This is a genomic window from Planctopirus hydrillae, from assembly GCF_001707835.1.
Classification (GTDB): Bacteria; Planctomycetota; Planctomycetia; order Planctomycetales; family Planctomycetaceae; genus Planctopirus; species Planctopirus hydrillae.
Genome location: NZ_LYDR01000071.1, coordinates 110,942 through 129,245, shown reverse-complemented (window position 1 = coordinate 129,245; position 18,304 = coordinate 110,942). Strand labels below are relative to the sequence as shown.

The window sequence follows — 18,304 nt, the reverse complement described above, 5'->3', positions numbered from 1 at the left end:
TTGGGAAAGCTGTGTGAAGGAAAAGCCGCCTATGAACTGCCCTTGTGTATGCAAACAAGCCCACTGCAAGTATGTCCTTCGGCGAGCCATTCACCAGATAGAGTCGAATTGTTTTCCCGTTCATGGACTACCCCAACTCCCTCTCCAGGCAGCTCAAGAGTTCGATGCACAGCAGCACAGCCGAGACCGCGACTCCTTCGTGAATTGGCTGTCCGTCAGCGTGTTCCGTCCGGTTGCGAAACTGATGAATTGCGTTAAGGAGCACGTAAGTGTCCTTCGATACGGATTTGGCTTGAGCATCGAAGTTCACTTTGCTGCCGGTCAGTCGTTGCAGCAGTGCCAGTTGCTTAAATCGGTCTCGTGGAAGGCGCCACTCGTCAGTGTCCATCATTGGCTTAATGATGTTGTCCGTATCCCGTGGCGGCTGCGTCCAATGTGAGATCACAGACCTGGGTACCATTGCGTCAGAACCAAACTCATGCTGCCAGATAGTGTCGAGTGCAATCTCCTCGATACTCGTGAGATTGTTAAGGCAGTCATTGGGATAGTCGGGAATGTCATCGAGGCACCGAGTCACCAGCCGATGCAGCCGAGCGTTTACCGTCCTAACCTGCTTGATTCTCAGTTCAAGAATGGAACGAATCTCCCTTCGGTAAGCGTCCCAATTACCGAACATGCGATCCAGCGTGGTACTGTCTGGCTTGGAACTGCGTGCGTGCTGCGTGAACAGTCGGCATGAAGGTCTGATCTTTGAGCCGTCGCGGACAGCTAAGCCTCGTGCAAGCAGATACCGAGCTTCTTCTCCGCCGATACGAACCTGGTCGATGCCATCGTTTTCTAAGATCAAGTAAAACGCACTCTTCGTCGTCGCACTGCATTCGTTCCAAAGCATTTCAAGGAAGACCGACAGTTCGGATGCGACCGTTTCCGCTGCGCCATTGACGTGGTCGTTCGTAAGTTCGCTACTTCCCGACCTTATCAGCGAATTTAGTATCGAAAGTGCCAGCACAGGGTGACCGCCACTCCAGTTGCGCAGTTCTTTCTTTCCGCCCTGGCTCATCGAGAGCGAGGCATTCGTCAGTGCCTGTTCCAGGTCGGTGTCATCAAAAGTCCCAACCCGAACCGGATTGACGTCAAACATGTTCCAAAATGGGCTGTCCTCGATCTGCTTATTGCGGGCGAGTTCGGTTTGAGTGGCCCGCGTTGCCGTAACAACCCGATGTTTCTTTCCGTAGAACAGGTCACGAAGATTTCCGAACAGCTGTCCAGAAAGAAGGCCCTGACTGAGGGGCTTGTCGAATCCGTCCCAGATCATCAATACCGATCGATCTTCAAGCTGCAACAGATCCATGACCTCTTTAAGAACTGGAAGTGACTTATCGTTCGCCAGTTCGGCCCGATGTTCCTTGTATGCAATGGTGTCGGTCGCCATTGCGGAATACATCAGGTCGCACAACTGGCTGATAAACTCCTCATCGGACTGTGGGGGGGCGTACCCCAGCTCCCAGTACACAACCAGCGCATACGGAGAGCCTGGCTGACTTGCTCGATCGACAAGTGCCTTCAGCAGGACTGTCTTTCCGATGTCCTTTGGTCCGACGATCGAAAGATTGGTCGGCGTTGCCTTTGTCAGATCGCTCCAGATGCGATCCAATAGGACCTTTCGCCCAATCAGCGGAATGTCGCCGGTCCCACGTATAGGGAAGAATGCGTTACTCATCGTCGGTGTCCATTGAGTCTTCGAGTTCTGCGATTTCACCTTGAAGGCGTACAATCTCGTTGAGTTTTCCGCTGATGTCCTCTGCTTCGGCTCGGGCGCGGCTGCGGAGAACTTCGTAGTCCTGCTGCGAGTCCAGCCACTGGCCCATCATCGGAATCGTCAAGGTGTAGTGCGCACCCGACGACTCGCCGTGCAGATTGACCAACTCCAACTCTCTGAGGTACTCAAGGTCGGAGATCACGATTTCCTCGCGGAGTTCGACCCCGGCCTCTTCCAGTTTTGCTTCGATTACTCCGAGGCGCATTGGATCGGGGCCGTTTGCCTCGCGGTGCAACAGGTAGAGCAGGAAACGACGTCGATCGAACTCGGTGTAATCCCACAGGCTGGCAAAATGTTCGTTGTCCTCCACCAGAGCAGCAGCGGCATCGTTGACATGGTCCAGACTGATCGAACGGACGCCGGTGCGAGCAGCGATGTCGAAGACGCGGTTGCAGAGGCACTGCAACAAGTAAGGCTGGCCGGCAGTCAGTTCGTAGGCTCGGTTGACGGCCGATTTCGAGAACGACAGTCTTCCGGCTACGGGTTCGGTAACCAGTCTCGTCGCGGCTTCTAGCGGCAATGCAGAAACGCCAAGGCGTGTCCCAAGACCGAAAAGAGCGGACCAGTACTCCTCCCGCATTCGCTTCAGGCGTCGTGATCCGGTAAGAATCGCTGAGAACTTCGGGTACGACTGTACGAGGAACCGAATGTTCTCAGGAACTTGCGGCGACGTGACACCCTTGTCGATGCCCTCTTGGAGCTTGTCGAACTCATCCAGCATCAAGAGAAGACCGAGCTGTTTTTTGGCGAGCGTCTCAAGGACCAGCTCAAGGTACTCGCGGAAGTCCTGAAACGGACTTTCTTCACTGATTCCCTGACGCAGGGATCTTGCGATTCCCAGCCTGCGATCTCCATCAAGCAACGAGCCATCGGGGAGAATCGCGGAGCCGTTCAACTTGCGAACGCTTTGTACGATCTCATAGGCAATACCTCGAAACACTTCAGCGGTCGGTATACCACCCGAACGGTCACCTTCGGTGCCCTGCAAGCTGCAATACACGCCGAGCCAACCAGGCACTGCATTCGGGCCTTCAAGGTGCCAAAGTACCGACGACTTACCTGCTCGACGATTTCCCTCCAGCAGGACGACGTTGCCAGTTTGTGAAACCTGCCGTTTGATCTGATCGAGGAGCTCGTCTCGCCCAAAAAACACGTCGTGCCGTTCTCGGGTGACCGGATCGCCACACACGTAAGGGCTACCGTCCAATTGTTCAACTGGTTCTCGCTCGGCTACCGAATCTCGACCATCGTGTCGAACGTCGATACTCAGGTCGCGCTTACCTTCGACGGAATGTCCGGCCAAGTCGCGGGCGGTCCAGCTAACTGACCATGCTGGATCGGACCACATTTCGGCGATTCTGATTTCATCAGAAAGTCGCTGATTCTGTCCCTCGAAGTGAATCTCATACCGGTGCCCTGGCTGCATAAACGAGATAGAGCGTGGTTCAACTTCGTCCATTGTCGGGTGCATTGAGAACCGGACATCGCGAATGGGGACTCGCCCTCGGTTCTCGATTTCCAACCGAATTGAGATCTCGCCGAAATAGTCTTCAGTCGCGGAAACGACATCGACCACCAGCTTGGCATCTTCAAGAAGGGTCTGGATATATCGGTTGATGAGGCTGACGACACGACCAGTCAGTAGCCTCGCCCGCTCCTGATTTGGCAGGTTTCCGTCGATGAGTGCCTCAGTGTCACGCACGTTCGACGCGACTCGCTGGAGCACACTCACAAGGGCCGTCGGATCTGGAATGCTCGAAACGCCAGCGAGAGGCTTCGTTAATTCTCTGAATTCGATTGCCCAAGGGCCGATCGGTGTCTCGTCCTCAAAGCAGTCAACATGCGATCCCCTGGGTTCAAGCCCCAACCAGCATTCGAGGCAATGCGATTCAATCCCCTTTGTGTAATCCGTAGGCGGAGCGAGGTAGGTCGATGAATAGTCCAGGTAGTATGGCTGCTTGCAGAATTTGCAGGTGTTGATCGGACACCTTGAGTCGGCGACTTCTTCGAGCAGCTCCAACACAGCCTGACTCGATTGATCTCCTTCGTAGCCCTCGACCCGTTTGAGGTTTCGCGATACCCAGTCATTCAGTTCAGAGGCCAGAGAGTCTGTCCCATCCTCCGTCAACAACTCCGCCAGATAGGTCAGTGCGTCGACATCATACTTACGGTGCTTCTCGGCGATTCGCTGTTGGACTTGAAGTGGTGGCAAAGCAACAGGAAGTTCGCTGACTGCCGCGACTGACAGATGCTTAGCCGCTGCACCACGGGCGCGATCTTCCAACCAGGCATTCGTTTCAGAGCTTTGCAGATAAGCGAGAAGGTAATGCGGATCAACAATCCCCTCTTGGGAACGAATCACGAAGAATCCGTTGGCGGCAATGGCCCCCACAGCGCCGTTGCGAACAATACCAGCCTTGCCAATCGTTCCCGACTTGGAAAGCAGAATATCGCCAGCGCGAAGTTTCCATCGTGCCTCAATCGTTGAGGCGATCGCAGGCATCAACCAGGTCGAACCCCGCGTCGCATGTCCTTTTTCGACATCTCGAATGCGAATGTAGGGAATGGGAGCATCCGCAAATTCGAAAGGCCGCTGGGGATTGATCTCGGCTCGTTCGATATCTGGGAACAGCGTCTGTCCCGACGGTTCGTAGTTCGACTTTGGCGGAGATTGAGTCAGGTCACTTGACCGGATGTTGCGACCGGTCATAACCGTGCAGCAATCCTTCAGAAGTCGTATTTCGGCTTCTTTGGGAAGCGAATCCAGGATGAGTTCCAGGCCACTCCGATCCCGACGCGTGGGGGTGAGGTCGTAGTCGATTTCAGCCAAGTCCTCTACGGTTACGTCCCACCATTCACGGCCCGTCTCGGGCGAGCGAACAAGCTGACCTAGCTGTGTGGCCATGATAAACGGAGCCGCCGCAATCTGGCTCTTGTTGGCCTTCTCGAAAATCGACTCGGCGTTGACCATCCGGACCGATCGTGTCGTTCCCCCGCGACGAAAGAGGAGCAGGCAAGTTTCGATCGACGTATGGGGCGAGAATGCGCCCCGTGGAATTGAAACGACAGCCTCAACGGTATTCTCGCGAATCAGCCATTCACGAAGCTGTTGTTCGCGACCGGATCGAAACAGCAGGCTTGGCGGAACAACGACGACGCCTCGGCCACCCGGACGCAGTTGCAAAATTGCATGTTGCAAAAACAGCGACGATGAGTCCTTGGCGGGTATCGGGTAATGATTCAGGCCAAACAATTCAACTTTCATTCCCCAGGGAGGATTCGCCAGGACGACGTCGAAACCTTCGGAACTGGGATTGTTCGATGGCACACGCTCCAGGCTGTTGCCCAACTCGATCTGCGGATCATTGACGCCCGAGAGCACGAGTCGTGTCATGCCGATGACATACGCATCGGGATTGATTTCGACACCAGCAAGGTGCAGAGGCTGTTTACCGGATGCAAACGTCGCACCGCCCAGATGGACTCGGGCATGGTCGCGATGCTCCACAATCTCCAAAGCTGCGGTGAGCAATCCGGCGGAGCCAAAACATGGGTCGTAGACCGATTCGCCTGATTTTGGCTTGGCCAATTCCACCATCAGCGCCGCGATTTGTACCGGCGTAAAGAATTGCCCGGCGAACCGGTCGTAGGTGTTCTGCAACACGAAATCGAGAACATCGCGCAATGCCCGCCGGTCTTTGGGTGTCTCGAAGGGTTGCTCGGACAACCAGTAGACGAGGTGGGTAAGCGCATCGGCAGGGAAGCGGGTGAGCTTCTCGACGGCGGGGGCGACGCGGTGGAGTTGCGTGGCCATCGCGTCGTGGCGGGAGTTTGCAAATCTGTGGAGTGCCGACGGGAGTTCCTGAAAGAGGTGCTCCAGTTCGCGCGGATCTCGGATGTTGCACCAGGTCCGCCAGTGGAACCTGGCGGGGAGCACGGGTTCGTAGGTGACATCGTCGAAGGCGGCGATAGCTTCGCGTTCGGCTTCTTCGAAGTCGGCCCAGCGGAGGAAGATCAGCGCAGCGAGTGCCACGCCGAACTCGCTTCCGGAGATCGGGGATGTGGCGCGCACTCGGTCGAGCATCTGCCAGATCGCATTGTGGGACGACACATCAGCCACGTTGGTTACAGCTCCCCTGCAAAGGCTTTGCGAAGGATGGACTCTCGCAGGGCACCCACTTCAATCGATGTGCTCAGCATGTCTCTTCGCAGTTGTTCAACGACGATAAATGCCCCGTCCAGAATCCGAGTCGTACTCTGTTGTTTCTCGAATGAGGGTAGCTTAAAGGTAAACGAAAAGAGATGGTCTCGATTCACCTTTGGCATGCCTGCTCTAATCGAACCATCGATCGCGTAACGCGTAAAAGACCTCGATAGCAGTAAGTAGAACAAGTAGTCCCGCGACAATTTATGTCCATCGGGAAGCAAAGGATACATGTCCGCACTGCAAAGTCCCTCAAAATCTGGTCTAGCTACTTTCTTCAAATATGGACGAATCTTGTTGTAGAGAACCATTCGACTATCGAAAGTAAACTTTGATGATTTGAGCTTCTCCTCGCGTGCTGTCTTGAGATCGACAAATCGTCCTGTTGATGACTCGATATTTGCACCTCCAATGTGCAACCGTTGCTGAAAGCGAGATTCGCGAGGATCCACCAACGGTGATTCGATTGAACAGACGTCTGCTAACGCTACATCCTCACCGTCAGCTGCGCGCAATTCGGCTTCAATTAAAGATTCGAGTAGGTGCTCACGATCACGGAGGCTCGCGGCACGTAGTATGGAAATCTCATCGACGCGACTTAAACACTCGTTTATCCGTTTGACGATCCGCCGCTGTTCGTCGAGCGATGTTGGGGCAGGAATTTCATGTTCCCATAGTTCCGACATCGCGATTCGAGGCAAATTTGCGCCTCGCGTATGCGCATTCGCGAAGTTTACAAACAACGGTGAGCGCAGATAGTATGCAAGATACTCCCGACATATCCGATCTTTATCTGGTAGCAAGGGAATTAGTTCGCTCGTTCCGACTCCAGGTTCGTCGGGAAGAACCACCTTGTTTAGATAAGGTCGCAGCTTTGAGTACAAAACGTGTCTCGAATCAAACGCACACTTTGATGAACCCAATTCATCGACTCGGCAAGTCTGGCGATTCAAGATTCTCCCGGTTGAGGGCTCGATGTCTTCGAGTGAAAGATTCCAAACGATTGCCGACGCAGCGGGCAGGTTAATCGATGATGCGGGTGCAACATCTCCTAGCGAGTAATTCGTCCATCCGTTTATGGTGATCATGACCCGAGGATTCCTTCCAACTCTCTAAGCAAATCCATGATTCGCTCTTCCTTCGTTTGGATCGACTGAACAAGCTCGAGAGCTGGCCGATGTTCGTAATCGTCTTTTCGATTAGGATTTCTGGCAGACAGGTCGTGGCCGCGTTCGATGATTTCATCGACGGGCACGATCCATGAGTTGTCGCCCTTGGTTCGCTTCTGCCACTTTTTTAGGAAGTCGGGGAGCTGATCGCCGTCGATGGGACGACGAGTCTGTTTCAACTCGAATCCGTCGTTCGTCAACTCGTAGTACCAGACATCCTTTGTCGCGACTGTACCGGGTTTGGGCTCGGCCTCGGGACGCTCGAAAAACAGCACGTTCGTCTTCACGCCGGTGTAAGGCAGAAAGCACCCGGCCGGGAGCGATAAGATGGTGTGGACTTTGAAGTGTTCGAGCAGCTCCTGGCGGACCTTCTGATCCGGGCCGCCTCGAAACAGGACGCCCTCGGGAACAATCACAGCCGCACGTCCCCCCTTGGCAAGGTTCCGCATGATATGTTGCAGGAACAGGCACTCGGTGGCGCTGGAGCGCACGCGGAAGTTGGTTTGCAACTCGGACGCCATCTTTCCACCGTAGGGCGGATTGGACAGGATGACATCGAACCGGTCCTTCTCGGAAATGTTGTCGCTGTGGACTTCCAGGGTGTTTCCGAGTTCCAAATTGGCCGACTCGATCCCGTGCAGGATCATGTTCATCGTACCCAGCAGGTACGTGAGCGGTTTGATTTCGAGACCATAGAACGTCTTCGACTGCAACTTCTCCAAATCGCGACCGCTGAGCTGCTTCGCTTTCGAGTTCCGCTGCTGATCTCGCATGTAATCGGCAGCTTCTCCCAGAAAGCCGCATGTGCCAAAGCAGGGGTCGTAGACCTTGTCGCCGACCTGAGGATTCACGACTTCGACCATCGCCCGAATGATGTGACGCTGGGTGTAGAACTCACCGGCATAGCCCGCACTGTCAGCGGCAACGCGTTTCAGCAGGTCTTCGTAAATCTCCGACAGCACATGCACGTCGGTGTCGCTGCTGAAATGCAGCTTATTGACCTGAGCCACCACTCGTGCGAACGACGCACCGCGACGGCAGTAATTGCGGACGTTGTCGAAGACACGGCGGAAACGCTCCGCCAGCGGATCGTCTCCCATGCCTTTCTTGGGATCGGGGCTGGTCAGTTTGATCCACAGCTTTCCGTCAACAAATTCCAGCATCTCGTCGGGCTGGTCCGTCTTGGTGGCCCATGACGACCACGCGTACGGCCCCGACAGGCGACGCTCGTAGGGAGCATCGTCGAAGGAGGCTTCTTGCTCGCGCCGCGTTTCGGCTTCGTCGAAAGCCTTGAGAAAGAACAGCCATGCCAGCTGCTCGACGTAGTTGCGGGCATCGACACCTTCGGAGTTCAACTGATCGCAAGCATTCTTGACGATCTGCTGCACCTCTTGTCGACGGTGATCGACGTTGCCGTTGTTGGATTTGGCCTTGCTCATTGATGTCCTTCTAGTTGGCCATCGGCACATACAGATGTGCCTTGACCCCTTCCAGATCCGATTTCAGAAGTTGTGCGCCGCCGTAGCGGGTGGTCAGTGACTGAAAGCTGCCGAACTGGTCGACGAACTGGGGAGCCGCGTAGGTCCGCGCCTGTTCCAGGTCGTCGATTCCGAACAGCGAGTAGTGATCGAGAGCCGTCCGCCAGAAATCGACCTTCCAGTTATCACCCGACGCTGTGGGTGCCTTGGCCTCCCCGGCCAGGCTGATGTTCCCGCTGGCAGTGTGAATGCCACCAGGTTCACGTGGCAACGTCAGGCCGAACTGTGACTCGTACCACGGATTCTCCTCGTCCCAGAACCGAGCCACGCGATCGCTACGCGTGGGAACCTGAAACAGGTCAAATCCAATTTTGGCCAGGATGTCGACATCGTCCGTGTCGGGCAGATCCAGATAGTGACGGAACGCCGAGGTGTAGATGTCCTGATCGCCGAGTTCCTCTCGCAGTTCCTTGCGGCTTTTCTTGTCGATCCAGATCGCCAGCAACTGACTGATGTCCTTGCTCGACACCGTCTGGATGAACTCTTTTGATTTCGCAGCATACTCGTCGAACGGCATCCACTGTCCATCGCCAAACGAGATGCTGCGGTTCGTCGTGGACATGACGACATGCACATTCTCGGCAACGGGCTTCGGGGTTTCTGGTCCGTCGTCGCCTATGCCCTTTTTCTTCTGGGGTTTCGACTTGGCCAGCGTTCCCTTCTGCTTATTAGCTGGATGACCGTCGAACTCGGCATCTTCCAGAGCGCTTGCACAGGAGTAGTCAAAGATCGTGAAATAGCGCTTGTTGACGTCCTCGCAAAGTCTCGTTCCTCGCCCCTTCATCTGCTTATAAAGGATGGCACTTTTGAGCGGACGTACGAATACAACATTCTTCACGTCTGGAGCATCAAACCCGGTCGTCAACAGATCCACGGTGCAGGCGACTCGCGGTTTCCCATTGCCTACGACCGCAAAGTTACGCTCCAACTGGTGGCTATTGCGCTCCGATCGAGTGATTCGGGCCGCGTAGTTGGCATCGCCGGAAAGTCGCCGCAACTCCGCCGCCATCAATGAGGCATGCGTATCGTTGACACAAAAGATGATTGTCTTCTCGCTACGCAAGTCGTATTTGCCGAAGACATCCCACAAGTCGGCGGCAATGGCCTTGGTGCGATCGGGGATGACAATGTCACGCTCAAAGTTCTTGGTCTCGTATCGTTTGCCGTCCTCCGCCGTGTACCCATCTTCGTCGATGTTGGTGACGCGCTCTTCGAGCAGGTACGGAACCAGATACCCGTCATCGATTGCCCGCTTCAGGCTGTAGGTAAAAATCGGGTCGCCGAAGTAGTGATACGTGTCGCGACGCTGCTCCTCGGGCGTCAGCGGGCGTTTCGACTCTTCCAGGTCACGCGGTGTCGCTGTGAGGCCGAGTTGCAATGCGCCACCGAAGTGCTCCAACACACCAAACCAGTCACCGAACCCACTTCGATGGCATTCATCGACAATCACCAAGTCGAAAAAGTCGGGATCGTAGTGCTGGTAGACCTTCTTGCCGTTCAGATCCTCATCGAGATTCTGATAGTTGGCGAAGAACAGCTTGCCGACCTGGTGCTTGCCTTCGCTGACAGTCGCTTTATCGATCGTCACGCGTTCATTGCCATCAAACGCATTGAATGCGCGATACGCCTGATCTTTCAGGCTGTTGCGGTCCGTCAGAAAGAGAACGTGCTGGCGGGCGAGAGCACCGCCATTCATGAGCTTCCAAATGAGCTGAAAGACGGTAAACGTCTTGCCAGTTCCGGTGGCCATCAGAAGCAGCACGCGATCCTTGCCCTGGGCAAACTCCCAAAGGGTCTGCGCAATCGCCATTTCCTGATACGGCCGCGTCCTTTTTCGCGTGACCTGATCGACATGGAAATTTGCAGCGAAGGCACCTGCCCAACGATCCCAATCGATCGTCACCCCCATTCGACTGACGATGTCACCTGGGGATGGCGGCGAAGGGAGAGTCTCGAATTCACCGGATTCGTTATCCGTCAGAATCCAATCGTGACCATTGGTCGCGATTGAGTGCCGTATCATCAGCCGATCGGCATACCGTGACGCCTGTTGCACGCCATCTTCGGCATCTTCCGATTCGGACTTGGCTTCCAGGATCGCGAGAGGAACGCCACGGTAACGCAAGAGGTAATCTGCGATGATCGCCTGCGTGGGATCATACATCGAATCTGCACTGTCGCCGCTGAAATTCACGCGGCCAGGACCGATGCGTAACTGCCCCTCGAACTCCCAGCCCAATGATTCGAGCTTGGGTTCGATCAGTTGCTTGCAGGTTTCCTTTTCGTTCATTGGCATTCGGTGTCTTCCCCTTTAGACGCTCATCGCAGGTTCGGCGCGAAGTCGCCCCAGGTTTTCGTCCAATCGCTCAACTTGATTCTCAAGGTCCAGCTTCAGACGCTCTGCTTTGGTCCTAATCTTGTTGCCGTTGCTTTCAACGGTTGTCGACCACGTGATAATCTCGCCAAGGCTGCTCGCATCCTTGGCGATCTGCTGCATCGCCTTATCAAGCTCACTGAGGTCCGCAGCACGCTCCTTGATGGCCGCTGACTGACCGGTGACAAGACCACGAGCAAGTGAAAGTGCCGCATTCAGAACGACATCTGTCATGGTGTCTTCGGCGTCCCAGACGACCACAATGTCGTTGCCATATCGTGCCAGCGGCTCCATTCCCTCAGGGGCGGCTAATGATGACAGCACAAAGATTCCCACCGCAGCGTCACGGTTAGTTCGAGCCTGCCCAATTTCAGTAAGGATCGACTTGAGATCGTATCCCTGTTCTTGCTTGGCCTCGATCACAAAGGCACCGCCTGCTGCCGACGAGTCAGGCCCCATCGTCACGACGAAATCGCCCGTCTTTGCTCGGGGAATCCGGCCTACTTTGCTGGTTGTGTTCTCAAAAACATCGCCTCGGATTCTGGCGTCGGCCTCAACAAACTCCCCGATTGCTTCCTGAAAATCGTCGCCGTGACGAGTTGAGCGAGCCTTCTCCTGCTTACGAGCCTTCAAAGCTGCAACGGTTTCACGAATCTCCGTATGGAACTGACCATTCGACTTCTCGATCTGTGTGATGACATCCAGCAGCTGACGTCGCAACAGCGACAGCGGCGAGTTTTCATCGTCAAGTGTCAGGCTGCCTTTCACGGTTCCATTGACGGTCTCCAGTAGGCGAGCCATACGCGACATCGCCGAATCTTCGTTGTCCTGGGAGAACTGGTCTGCAATTTGTGCCTGTGCCGCTTCCACACGTTTCACGAGACGGGTCAGCGCGCCATCCTGATTGTCCAACGAGAACTCATTCCGCACCTCGGCAACGTCCTCGGCAAGCCCCTTGCGGAGCGCCCCGTTTGCATCGGTCACCTCGGAAAGCAGCCGGGAAAGAGCAGAGGACTTATCGTCGAGCGAGAAGTTTTGCACGATCTGTTCACGTTGCGAACGCATCGCTGCATGGATCACGTCTCGCAATGTTGCGATCAGTCCATCAGCCTGCTCGGGAGAGAGCAATTTGAGCAGGGGGCTCTCTTCACCGACATGTGAGGCCAATGTCTGCGCGACGGTTGAGCTGTCTTCTCCAAGGTGCCGGTGCAGAAGTTCGTCCAACTCGCCATCTCGTTTGACCAAGCGGTTAAGCCGTTGCGTGAGTTGTCCCGAATCGGGATCGAAGTAGCCCTTGAGTGAATTGGTAATGTCGCCCGTGAATCGCGTCGAGTGGTCTACTAGAATGTCGCGAAGCGACTGCACGATGCGATTGCCTTCGTCGCGAACTGTGTTTGCGTCGATGACACCGCTCGCCTGACGCATCGCATGCACACCGATCCTTAGCGCCGCCAGTGCGTAGAGGTTTCTCTCCTCGTCCGAAACCCGGGCGCGAAGTTCTGAACACACCTCAGGGTCGGTAACGACGAGTTGCAGGCTCATCCGACTGTGCAATCGCGATTCCTCGCCCTCCTCATTGGCGTGTTGACCGTTGCGTACATTCGAGCTGTTGAGGGTGGCTTCATGCATGGTGTGCTTTCAGGCGTCGTTGCGATTATGTGAACAGGTCGTCTGGGACAAACGCCCCTAACGCAACGACTGTGCCATTAGGATTTCACTCCATATTTCTTCATCCAGTTTGTGAAGGTTTGATAGTTCGGTAGCCCCACGAGTTTGCATGCCGCCGACTTATTTCCCTCGGCTTCTTCGTACGCCCTGGCGAGGTAGTGTCGAGCAACTGCAGCCAGAATCTCTTGTATATCTAAGTCGTTTCCCAGACTGCGATTGAGGATTGCATCGTATCCAGGCAGCGTCCTTTTGACGGGGAACAAAGCCTGGCGAATCTGGTCGACCCCAATGGTGTTTCCGCCGGACCAGATCGCGGCACGGCAAAGCGTGTTCGCCAACTCGCGAATGTTGCCTGGCCAGGGATGTTGATTCAGAAGGTTTCTTGCACCAGGAGAAAGATTCTTGTGTTGCCAACCTGCGGCTGACTTGCGGTCCGCATTGATTCGATCGAGGAAATGATCAATCAGAAGGTTCAAGTCGTTGGGCCGCTCACGGAGTGGCGGCAAATTCAGAACTCCAACAGCCAGACGGTGGAAAAGGTCTTCCCGAAATCGATCTTCGGTGACTTCATCTAGTAGAATTCGATTGGTGGCGGCGATCACGCGGAAATCGACCTCTTTGGGCTTCGTTTCGCCAACACGAGTCACCTGCCTCTCTTGAAGAGCGCGAAGCAGTTTTACCTGGGCCGTCAACGGCAGCTCTCCGATTTCGTCCAAAAACAGTGTCCCACTGTTTGCAGATTCGAGATAACCAACCTTGTTTTCCGTCGCTCCCGTAAATGCTCCCTTCTTGTGGCCGAATAACTCTGACTCGACAAGTTCGGTTGGAATTGCCCCGCAGTTGACCTCGATAAAAGGCCCCCTTGACCGAGGACTAGACGCATGGATTGCGCGTGCAAACAACTCCTTTCCTGTTCCAGATTCACCTTGGATCAGCAGTGGCACATTCTCAATTGCGACTCGACGTGCCTGTGCAATGACGGTCTTCATCGCCTGACAGCGATGAATTATCACCGAGAACTCGGGCGCTTCAGGGGGAAGGCCCTGGGTCAGGCGAAGAATCTCGTCATCGCCTTCAATGTCACGCCTGGGGATGTAATCAACGGCAATTTCGAACGGCAGAGAAATGGTTCGAACACCCTCTTCCGCCGAGGACTCGATCAATTCAGCAGGGAATGACGTCTTTGCCAGTAAGACCCAGACCGCGGCCATTGCTGGAGTACCAGGACTTACATGAAAGGTACGATTGCGGACAACACTTTCTGATTCGAGGGACCGTAGGACGCTGACAGCAGCTTCGTAAATCTCGCTGAAGCGAGTGGGACCGCTCAGGCTCACCGGCCAAATCTCGGCGTCGATTCCGGTTTGCTGCGAAAGCCACTTTACAAACGCTTTGGTGTCTGAAGAAGGGTGGTCTGAGAGCAGATGGATTTCGTCAAACTTGCGAGCCAACGCGGCGTTTGCAATCGGTCCGATACCATCCCGAAGTTCACCTCGCGCTGCTCGCAGGTCAGCCAAACCGATCCAGGAGATGAGTGCGTTCCGTTTCATCGCCACAGTTTACAAGAAATCTTGTGTTTCGCAAAGAGTCTTGTGCCGTCTGGCCATTTGAATGTTGGGGCACCCGGGGGCAGCCCGAACAGCCTTGATAAAGCGAAGCGGAAAACGCGCCATATAGGGTGATGCCCCTGGCGTAGCTCTCAACAGCTCGCCGCGAGCGAACAGCACCCTCTTGAACATCGGTTTCTGACTGGTCTTCGCGAAGCTGTTCTGTTTTCTGGAGTGGCTGTCAGGCAGGCGGAAGCGATGGTCGGTTCCGCGCGGTATTCCACGAAAACGGAGGAACTGAAATGTTTCGCAAATTGTGCAGATTCAGACTGAGGTGCGGGACCCGGCTGCCATTCAGGTGGCGTGAAATTGGCTTAAGTTACCGGTATCTGTTTTTGGCGAGACGAAGCTGTTCACCAGCTCGGCGGTCGGGCGGACAGTGCGGTTACCGTAATGACACTTTTAGGTATCGCCACTGCGACGATCACTTTTGCCATTCTTGGCGAGCGATGGGGCAAGCAACGGCCTCTCGACCGGTTCCTGCAAGGATACTCCATGGAAAAAGCGACGACTACGCGACATCGGCTGCTTCGGCCAACCAAGAAATGGCCGGGAGATTCCTCCCAACAACTTTTGACCCATAGGAAGCCGTCGCGACTTCACGACGAACAGCAATCGCTATTGCGGCGGATGTCACGACTCAAGCAAGTCTTTCACGCTATCGAGAAGCAGCAGCGGATCCATCACCCGCTTGGCGGTGGCGACTGGGTCTTCCGCCAGATGCGACTGCTGGCTCTGTCGTAGCCGCACTGGATGCGGGAGAGATCGTCAATGGTCGATATGTTTTACAGCCAGGAGTCTTTTTCCCGGCCAAATCGATCGACGCAAGTGTAAATATCGCCCCTATCGCGATCGTTGCTGGAATAGACCAGTGTGTACCGTTGGTTCGGTTGGAGGCTGGTCTGCTAGACGAACTCACCAAACCCAATTGATCGTAATCCAAAAGATGTGTCGAGTCATCATCGATGATTAAGCTAATGCGGCTGAGGACATCATTCATGTGACTGGAAATTCCGTCGTCGAAGGTCAGTTCCCGGCCATTGGGAGAGGTGAGCGTCTGCTGCCGCACGGTATTGGCACTGCCGTTGGCAAAGCCCATCTGCACGCTGGGGGATGCCCCCGTTTTGAGCACCATCCCCAAATTCAAACAGATGAACGAAGCCTATACGGCCACCTGCGACGCTTGAAACCGCCTCGCGAAGTTGGAGGAAGAAGTCTCCAAATCCTTAGAAACCGTCGCCGAATACCAGTACGAAGCCAGAACTTTTTGCATTGTGCTGAAGAACTATGATTCAAGAGTTCTCTACGAAACCACTCACGCCTAACAGCTGGCAAACATCGAAGAATGAATCGACATTAGATTTACACCATCTCAGCACTCCAAAAATCCAATCTATAAGGTGCTTTTCACCTCACTTACGACTTTAGAGACAAAGTGGGGTGAAAGCAGCGCCATGCATTGGGGTACTCTTTCTGTTAGACATTCAGGAGAGAGATTGGTGCATTTTCTAGTGTCATGATCGTTATCTGGTGAAACGTTGGTTTTCCAGCAGCCATCCTTCTCACAGCAGTTCAACCGCCCAATCGTGTGGAGGAAATGGTGCGGAACTCTCACTGGTTCACACTTCTTGCCAAAATGCCCACCGGGTGAATTGGTGTAGGCTTCCCACCACCAGGGTTCGCGGCCTCCGGCGATCACAATGCAAGGTTTCTGGAATGCGGCTGCGGCATGCATTGCGAAGGTCACCGGGCAAATGACACCAGACGCGTTTGAGATTACGACTAGTGCTTCTCGAAGAGTTGTCTGTCCGACGAGGTCCACTACTCCGCTGAGGCGAGGATGTGTGTGTCCTGGAAGCTGGGCTCCGATCTGAACAACTTGGATTCCCTGAGTTGCCATTTGGTCAACGAGATTCTGCCAGTAACGAGTGGGCCATAGCTTTGCTCGATTGCTTGTTTTTCCGCCCGCCACAACAACCCAGTATGGGTCGTCTACGGGTACATGTGATTTTTCGATTTCGGTAAGATGCAGGTCTCCATAGGGCTTAAGGAGTTCTAAATTCAGACCGAGCTGTGCGCTGAGCCGTCGATGAAATGAAGTGAGATAGTGGAACTGAATGCGAGTTGCTTCCGCTTGTGGATTCTCCAACGTCAGTTCCATACGAGGCATACCCGCTGGAAACTCCGCTCCCCAAAAGTGAGCGATGTGAGGATTGTTCTCCCAGATCGCACCGCAGGCGCCAGCGATATGAATCTCGAAGCGGTCGGGATATGACAGGGCCAGATCCCGCACTACGGATGTCGCACAAATCGTGTCACCGGGTGCTCGCCAGTGAGTCAACAGAATCGGCTGTTTGTCGGTTCGTTCTAACGGCATCGGCCAATCTTTTCTTTGAATGATCCATTCTCAAGCCAATTGTGATTCGGGGCCTAAATTTCCACAAAATTATCTCCGTGACACAGGTTGCCAGTGGATGACAGTGGGCTGACACAGAGCGTGCTTATGTTCTTCTTCGTTTCGAACTGTGGCATTCACTTTCATTGCAAACGGAGTTGAGCATGGCGATTGATCTTCGAGCGGAACAGCTCATTCTTCTGGGAGAAGCGTGTCGCAGGCTTTCGGTTGTCGCCAGTCCCCCGACATTGTGGCGCTGGCGTACCCGAGGTGTGAATGGAGTTAAGTTGGAATGCGTCCGCGCTGGCCGCAAGTGGTATACCACCTACGAAGCCCTGAATCGTTTTCTTGATGCTCAAAGTAGCCTTCCTGTCCCATCTCCCGCCCCAAAATCTCAAGAACTCAGTATCAGAAGTGACAAGACACATGACCGTCTGAAAGCTGCGGGGTTGCTCTGAAGCGACGGACGATTGGGCAAGCTTTCAGCGGATAGCGATCTACAACGGGGCTGGATTGACTGTGTGCACTGCGTGCCATCATGTTGACCTCTCCTCGGGTACAATGCTCTCTGAAAAGCTGTCGTGAACTGGTAAGGCACGGGATTCGGTTTCACAAGCCAAAGGAGGTTCGCTAGCCTGAACAGCATGCAAACCTTCAGATGGCTTTATGGATCCATCCGAATCAAGCCCAGAGTCACGAGATGCCTGCCTCGTCCAATGAACCCTTCGATGCTACGGATCCCGATCGGGCCGCCGAATTTCGACTGGCGGTCGCTGGCTTCATCAAGAACCTCATCTGTGCCAGGGAGAATTCTGGATCAGCTCCACTTCCCACAGCAACGACAACCCCTTGGTTCCCTGATCAGAAGCGATCCATGGCCTCCTGCAGAGTTCTGCTCAATCAGGCCCGAACCCAGTTTTCGTCCCTCCAGAATCGTTTCTGCGGTTACTTGGACTCCGAACCATACTTTGATTCCTCTGAGACTCCCAGTTCACTGGCAGAAGTCTTCTTTCACACCCGAAATCTCCTCCTCGACTTTACGACAACATCCGCACTCGATGCGGCCATCGCCAAAAGCGACAACTCTTCGACCATCTCGTGGGATCAGGTCGCCCGCTGGGAACACCTGCCACGGCTTCGATTTCTCCTGGATCGCTTGCCCATCTCACGGACGTCCTTAGTGCGTCAAAGTGCCTATCCGACTTTTCGCATGGACCCCTCGTTTCGGTGTGTGGAAAATGGAACCTCCTTCTCGTCCCTCTCCCCTTCTGGGAAGAAGCTTCTCCTCGCCATGAGTGGACGCTGCTCGATCAGTTTCCATGCTCTGTGGGACCATGTTTGGGGGCCTCAAAAAGTCTTGTCCGAAGACGCCATCCGCAGTTTGGTCAAACGGCTCAACAAGCAATTCCAACAAGAGGATTTTCCTTGGCGATTATCGACTTCCGGACAGACTCTCTCCTGGATTCCCCACGCCTAAACGGCCAGACAGAGAGTCATCTTCGACTCGCTGTCCCATCCATCTGATGGGGA

11 protein-coding genes are annotated in these 18,304 nt (G+C 54.6%); 3 read left to right on the top strand and 8 right to left on the bottom strand.

The window, feature by feature from the left end; genetic code table 11:
• Positions 1–127: 127 nt before the first annotated feature.
• The 7 genes from A6X21_RS10235 to A6X21_RS10205 all read right to left on the bottom strand — a co-directional run bounded on the left by A6X21_RS10235 (position 128) and on the right by A6X21_RS10205 (position 13,983).
• Entirely contained in the window at positions 128–1,720 is a 1,593-nt protein-coding gene (locus tag A6X21_RS10235) for an AAA-like domain-containing protein (protein ID WP_083233524.1), read from the bottom strand.
• A complete protein-coding gene (locus A6X21_RS10230; RefSeq protein WP_068847671.1) occupies positions 1,713–5,939 on the bottom strand; it encodes an N-6 DNA methylase in 4,227 nt (1,408 codons plus the stop codon). The genes A6X21_RS10235 and A6X21_RS10230 overlap by 8 nt, the downstream gene beginning before the upstream one ends.
• A gap of 5 nt (positions 5,940–5,944) precedes the next feature.
• Entirely contained in the window at positions 5,945–7,111 is a 1,167-nt protein-coding gene (locus A6X21_RS10225) for a restriction endonuclease subunit S (RefSeq protein ID WP_068847670.1), read from the bottom strand.
• Positions 7,108–8,631, bottom strand: coding sequence for a type I restriction-modification system subunit M (locus A6X21_RS10220; protein ID WP_068847669.1), 1,524 nt, complete (start codon positions 8,629–8,631; stop codon positions 7,108–7,110). Before A6X21_RS10220 ends, A6X21_RS10225 begins: the two co-directional genes overlap by 4 nt.
• Positions 8,632–8,641: 10 nt before the next feature.
• Positions 8,642–11,026 (bottom strand): DEAD/DEAH box helicase family protein, encoded by a 2,385-nt coding sequence (locus A6X21_RS10215; protein ID WP_083233522.1) that lies wholly within the window; start codon positions 11,024–11,026, stop codon positions 8,642–8,644.
• A 15-nt stretch (positions 11,027–11,041) separates the two neighbouring features.
• On the bottom strand, positions 11,042–12,733 hold the full coding sequence (locus A6X21_RS10210; RefSeq protein WP_068847667.1) for a hypothetical protein: 1,692 nt from the start codon (positions 12,731–12,733) through the stop codon (positions 11,042–11,044).
• A gap of 77 nt (positions 12,734–12,810) precedes the next feature.
• A complete protein-coding gene (locus A6X21_RS10205) occupies positions 12,811–13,983 on the bottom strand; it encodes a sigma-54 interaction domain-containing protein (RefSeq protein ID WP_205847449.1) in 1,173 nt (390 codons plus the stop codon).
• Between the two features lie 789 nt (positions 13,984–14,772).
• Here A6X21_RS10205 and A6X21_RS24330 point away from each other — a divergent pair.
• Positions 14,773–15,123 (top strand): hypothetical protein, encoded by a 351-nt coding sequence (locus A6X21_RS24330; RefSeq protein ID WP_131818281.1) that lies wholly within the window; start codon positions 14,773–14,775, stop codon positions 15,121–15,123.
• A gap of 649 nt (positions 15,124–15,772) precedes the next feature.
• On the opposite strand, the gene A6X21_RS10195 is transcribed toward A6X21_RS24330, so the two are convergent.
• Positions 15,773–16,756, bottom strand: coding sequence for a glycosyltransferase family 9 protein (locus A6X21_RS10195; protein WP_068847664.1), 984 nt, complete (start codon positions 16,754–16,756; stop codon positions 15,773–15,775).
• Between the two features lie 182 nt (positions 16,757–16,938).
• Here A6X21_RS10195 and A6X21_RS10190 point away from each other — a divergent pair, with 182 nt between their 5' ends.
• Positions 16,939–17,232, top strand: a complete 294-nt coding sequence (locus A6X21_RS10190; RefSeq protein WP_068847663.1) for a helix-turn-helix domain-containing protein — start codon at positions 16,939–16,941, stop codon at positions 17,230–17,232.
• A 242-nt stretch (positions 17,233–17,474) separates the two neighbouring features.
• On the top strand, positions 17,475–18,251 hold the full coding sequence (locus A6X21_RS10185) for a hypothetical protein (protein WP_131818280.1): 777 nt from the start codon (positions 17,475–17,477) through the stop codon (positions 18,249–18,251).
• Positions 18,252–18,304: the final 53 nt, after the last annotated feature.